Source organism: Hominiventricola sp., from assembly GCF_057604405.1.
On the sequence record NZ_DBLYVB010000072.1, the window covers coordinates 1 to 2,051 of the forward strand.

Sequence of the window (2,051 nt, forward strand, 5' to 3'; positions counted from 1 at the left end):
CTTTCAGTGGTTCTCCTGACGATTTATCTGTCTTATTGAGAATCACTTTTCCCTTGGCAGTATCATCTTTCATAGCCACTTTCTGGACTTCTCCAGTATCCGTTACTTCAAAAGTAACATCCGATGTCAGAAGATATCCTTTCGGCGCCTGCTCTTCACGTAAGGTATATTTACCGATTGGCAGTTTTTCGATATAGTGTGTTTCCTCTGTGGAAGTCCAGCTCTCTACTACCTGATCATCCTTATCGAGAATCGTCAGTTTTGCACCCGGAATCTCAGTTTCTCCTGTGATATCCGTCTTACTGATCTCAACTTTTGTCACATCATCTTTCATCTCTACTTTCTGAATCTCTGCTGTATTTTCTACTGTAAAGGTAATACTTTCTGCAGTGACATATCCATCTGCCGGTTTTGTCTCTGTCATGGTGTATTCCTTACCAACCACCAGTTCTTTGATCACATGGATTTCTTCCGTAGAAGTCCATTCATCTACGGTGTTGCCATCTGAATCCGTCACTTTCAGGTGTGCACCTGGAAGTTCTTCACCTGTTGTCAGGTCTGTTTTGGTCAGCTCCACTGTGGTTGGCTGATTCTCAAAAGTAAAGTCGTAGCTTACTTCTGCCTGGTCTTCTCCGGCATATTCAAAGGTAAATTCCTGTACTTCATCTGTTGTAACAAATCCGTCCGGCGCAAAGACCTCTTTCACATAGTATTTTCCGTCTACCGGAAGATCTGCCGTAAAAGTAATCTGTCCTTTTTCATCCGTTACTCGCTGCTCGATCAGACTGTCTTTCTCAAGAAGTACCTCGCCCTTTGCATTTTTGATATCTTCACTGGTATAAAGACCGAAGACACCACCTGCAAGGACACGTTCTGTATCTTTTTCTTTCTTCAGAACCGTAACCTTTACTTTCTGACGGGCATTCTGCCATTTCTCATCATAAGTGATGACTGGTGTGTCCTGATCACGGTAGGAAAGGTCAACATATCTCGGCTCTTTGTCCAGCACATAACCATGGGCTGTTTTTACTTCCTTCACATAGTATTTTCCAGCCGGAAGATCTCCCATCTGTGCAATACCATTGGAATCTGTGGTAATGGTTCCCACTTTTTCATCTGCTTTGAAATAATCTTCACTGACACCATCTGCCGCTTTGATATCTTCCGCAGCAAATACATCGAAAGTTACATCTGTAAGACTTCCAGTTACATATTCAAAGAGATGCTCCACAGTACCTTTTACATGGTCCAGAAGTGTCACTTTATCCAAAAACTCTCCATTTTTATTGATGATCAGAAGTCCTGTCGGTACTTCATCTTTCATCTCTACTTTCTGAATCTCTGCGGTATCTTCCAGCGTGAACTTCACATCCGTTGCTTTCAGATAACCATAAGGTGCCATTTCCTCACGAAGGGTGTATTCCTCTCCAACTGTCAGTCGTTTGATCACATGTGGCTGATCTTTTACAGAAATCCACTGATCCACAACATTTCCTTCTTTATCAAGAACGGTGAGTTTTGCCCCATCCAGTTCCACACCTGTTGTTACATCAGATTTTGTGATTTCAACTGTTGTTGGCTGGTTCTTTTTCACAGTTTTCAGTTTTACTGCCTTCACATCCTGTCCCTGGTAAGAAGCATTCAGATTCAGAACTTCATCAGAGGATACAAATCCAGCCGGTGCTTTTAACTCTTTCACATAATACTGTCCAAGTGGCAGATCCAGCGTACATACTGCAAGACCATCATTATCAGAAGTCATTTCCTGTAAAAGTGTCTCTGCTTTCACGATTACTTTTCCATCTGCCTTGATATCTTCTTTGTTATAGATACCAAAGACAGCGCCTGCTACGGTTGCACCATTTTCTGCATCCTGTTTTTCTACCTGAATTGCAACTTTCTGGCGATCATCTCCAACCGTCACTTCCTCTTCGATCACAGGTGTATCCCGATTGGCATAGACAAATGCGACTTCTGATCTGTCATGGTTCAGGACGAATCCTTCCGGTGCAGTCTTTTCTACCACATAGTAAGAACCAAGCGGCAGGTTA

Annotated in this window: 1 protein-coding gene; it reads right to left on the reverse strand. The window is 42.7% G+C overall.

The window, feature by feature from the left end; all coding sequences use genetic code 11:
- Nucleotides 1-2,051 (reverse strand): SpaA isopeptide-forming pilin-related protein (locus tag ACZMB2_RS14060; protein ID WP_487597174.1); only part of this gene is annotated, 2,051 nt, incomplete at both ends.